Below are 3,584 nucleotides of genomic sequence, written 5' to 3'. Positions count from 1 at the left end.
ACCATCGAACACCGATTTTCCTAATGCCCTCAGTCAGTTACAACCCGTTTTTTCCAATGTCCGTTCACCGCCGAACCCAAAACCCCCTGACGCGCTTTTCGCCCCCGACGGCCCGTTTTTCCCGCCGGGCCTTTGTCAGCGTAGCGCCTTTTTCGGCAACGGGCGAACGTCGCCCAGCTTGCCTGGGCGGCGGACGCACGTTCTGCGGGCGCGGGCGGCAYAGAGCCCGCAAGCGGCGCYCCTGCGACGCTCTGAGGCACTGTGGCTTCGGGTTGCGCATGGCCTTGCATGACCACACGGTTTTGTTCAGGGAAGCCCCCCGGGGGGCTGCACGGGGCGGCGATGGCGAGCACGGCAACGAGCAACGGAGCGCAGCGCAGTGTGAGCCGCGCGCAGCCAGTGAAGCAGGGTTGGGGCGGGGGGCGGTAAATTAGCGGAGGCCGCAGGCCGACCTGCCTTCAGGGGTGTTGGCTGGAAGATAACGCGGCAGCTAAAGAAGAACTTGGGGTTGCCGATGGCCGGCTCAGCGGCTGACAGCAGAAGGCGTCAGCCTTGTGCGCCGCACCCTCCGATGCTAACCCGCGGGGGCGCCAGACATAATGCCAATTATACGCATTAAGCCGCTCATGGATGCTCAGGCTGTTACCTTTGCTCATCGGCGCAGTGCGTATAATTCCCCCGCATTATGTTCAATAGGCGTTGGGCGGCCTGTTCCGGGTTAATGGGGACGCCAGCGGTTGGGCCGCCTGACGACTATTTACCCCCGCGTGCGCCGAGGCTAACGGGCAGTCCGGTCACGGTCTGCCCCCACACCGAACCCGCCYRACTCAACGGGGGCGTGCGGATGCTCAGCGGCTATCGGGGGGTGAGGTCAGCGTCGGGTTGTCCGGCGGCGTGTCGGCATCGGCGTTATCGCCGGCGTACAAGTCGGCCAGTAAACCCACTTCATCGGCGTCGCGAACTTTTTCGTCGGCCATTTGCTCCGCCGGATGCGTACTGGCGTGCACCGCCTGCAAGGCCCGGATAGAGACCTGCGTATACACCTGGGTGGATTCCACGCTGGCATGGCCTAACATGGCCTGTATCCAGCGCAGGTCCGCGCCGTTCTCCAGCATCTGCGTCGCCATCGCATGCCGGAACAGGTGGCAGGCACCTTTTTTCTCGATGCCGGCGGCCCGGATATAGCCGCTCACGGCATTCGTGATACCGTTCGGCTGCAACCCGTCGAGACCGTCCATTGCCACGAACAGCGACTGGATGTCCGGGGTGACCAGCAGTTGCGGGCGAACCTGCTGCTGATAGAACCGGAGCCAGTTTAAGGCTCGTTCGCCGAGGGGCAATACCCGGTCTTTATTCCCCTTGCCCTGCCGGATGGTCACCGTTTTGCGTGACCCGTCAATGCTGTAGATATCGAGCCGGGCCGCTTCACTGCGTCGTATCCCTGTTGACCAGAGCAGCTCCATCAGGGCCCGGTCGCGCGCGCCCTGCAACGTATTTGGGTCAGGCAGCGACAGGATATGCTCGATTTCATCAATGCTCAGGATATACCGCGGCAGGCGTTTTTCTTCCCGCGGCAACTCAATGTCCGCTGCCGGGTTCGCCAGTATCAGGTTCTGTTTCGTCAGCCATTTGAACCACACCTGTAACGGCTGCAACTGCGTGCGTTGGGTGCGGATGCTCAGCGGCTCTCCGTTGGTCTTGCGGTACTGGTACAGGTAGCGCTGGTAACGTTCCAGTATCGGCCGCGTGATATCCGCGGCATAGTACAGGCCCCGGTCCGTGGCCCACAGGATAAAGTGATAGGTGTGATGGGTCTGCACTTTCAGCGTGGTTTCCGACCAGTTCCGTTCCTGCCGCCAKGCCACGAAGCGCAGCAGCAGTGCATACAGGCTTTTCGGGTCATGTGCCGGACCTACAGGTTGACGATAAACGTCATCAACGGTCAGGAGACTTCCTTTGCGCGGTTTACGGTTTGCCATGATTTACCTCCGTTTCGGATTGGGAATGGGCGGCTGAGGCAGCGGGCGGCGGGGCCTTTTGCGTTTTACGTCCATTAACTGTTTTCTTTCCGGCTCCGCCCGGTTCTGTTGTCAAGCCTTGTGCTGTCTGTGCTGAGGCCGGATTTTGTCTGTCCGGCTGCGTACCGGCCTGAGGCCGACCCGTACCCGACCGGACACTTTTCGACACCGACCGGAACGCCCTGCCCGTCACGGCGTCATTCGCCGTTTCTGTTTCTTCGGGCAGGGGGATTGAAGCCGGGTTTTTTTCTGCCTTAATTACTGTTTTTTGCTTTATCCCGGCCACTTCTGCCGACAGGTCTGGTGTTGCCTGCCCTGAGGCCGGATTCTGACTGACCGACTGACTGCCGACCATGCCCCGACCAGCACCCGACTGAATATCCTCTGACCCCGACTGGAACGCATTGCCTGTCATTTCTGACCGGGATTCAGTCATCTCCAGTAACCCGCACAGATGCGGTTGCCCGGTATCTTCACCATCCCACAGCAGCGTATATTCATAGGTCAGCCCGCGGCGATGCAGCAACAGGTATTCCATTTCCAGCAACCGCGCCAGATGCACTTTCAGTTGCGTATCGCCCCAGTGCAGAGCGGTCCGAATATCCCGCCGGGTAAAATGCAGTTCATCGACCCTGACCGCCTGTTGTCCGGCGGTTTCCCGTACCCAGTCCTGTATCAGCAGTAACAGCTTGCGCGTCTGCGGCGGCATTTCATCCAGCGTGCGCCCCAGCACCTCATGCGCCAGCCGGTTGGCGAGCGCAATATCGTCCTGGGTGACTTCGATATATTCGATGACCTGCCCGCGATGGGTCGTTTTCTTCACCTCCCGCTGGTACTGGTGCAGCAACGCAATGGCCTGTATCAGCGTCAGGTATTTCATGTGGTCGCGCCGCATCCGGGTTTTGTCTGACAGGAACGTCAGTTGATGGGCGTAAGGATTGACCACTTTCAGCGGCCTTAACAGGCGCTGGGCGTTCTGGTGTAACTGCGTCAGATAGCCTTTCTCCGAGTCAGCCAGCAACCCTTCTAGCGTCTGACGGTGCCGCTGCATGGCGTGGATGGCCTGCGTCTGCTCGCGCGATTCGTTGACCGTCAGCACCAGACAGCGGTTCAGCAGCTCTTCATCCACATCAATGGCCGTGGTCGTTAACATCAGCATGACCGGCCCCTGTACCTTGTATTCCCGCGTCACCAGTTCGCCGCTTTGTTCGTTCTTGCCGGTGCTGGCGATTTTCAGCTCGCCGTCCGACTGCAACAGTTTCAGGGCATAGGCCGCCTGCCGCACGCCTTCCTCTTCGGCGATAGCCAGTATCTTGTGTTGCAGGCTGGTTTCCCCCAGATAGTACAGGCTCTGTCCGGTCATCGCCGAGTACTGGATACGCTCCTCTTCCGGCATCAGGTTCAGCACGGCGTCCATCAGGGAGGATTTCCCCGCCGCGCTGCTGCTCTGGATTAACACGGCCAGCGGTTTATCCAGTTTGCGCGAGACCGCCGCCAGATACCCGGTCAGCAGATTGGTGGATTCGCCGACCACCCCGCAGGCGGCCATATCGGCAATAATCTGTT

1 protein-coding gene and 1 pseudogene are annotated in these 3,584 nt (G+C 60.4%); both read right to left on the bottom strand.

Going from position 1 to position 3,584, the window contains the following annotated elements:
* Window positions 1–848: 848 nt before the first annotated feature.
* A complete protein-coding gene (gene xerC / locus D3222_RS23870; RefSeq protein ID WP_118988281.1) occupies window positions 849–1,979 on the bottom strand; it encodes a site-specific tyrosine recombinase XerC in 1,131 nt (376 codons plus the stop codon).
* Window positions 1,966–3,584 (bottom strand): annotated as a pseudogene (locus D3222_RS23865) (DNA primase); the annotation flags it as partial. The gene xerC and the pseudogene D3222_RS23865, both read right to left, overlap by 14 nt.

The organism is Photorhabdus sp. CRCIA-P01, from assembly GCF_003545805.1.
GTDB classification, from domain to species: domain Bacteria; phylum Pseudomonadota; class Gammaproteobacteria; order Enterobacterales; family Enterobacteriaceae; genus Photorhabdus; species Photorhabdus antumapuensis.
Note: the sequence above shows the minus strand (reverse complement) of the source record. Positions and strands in the feature narration are given on the sequence as shown.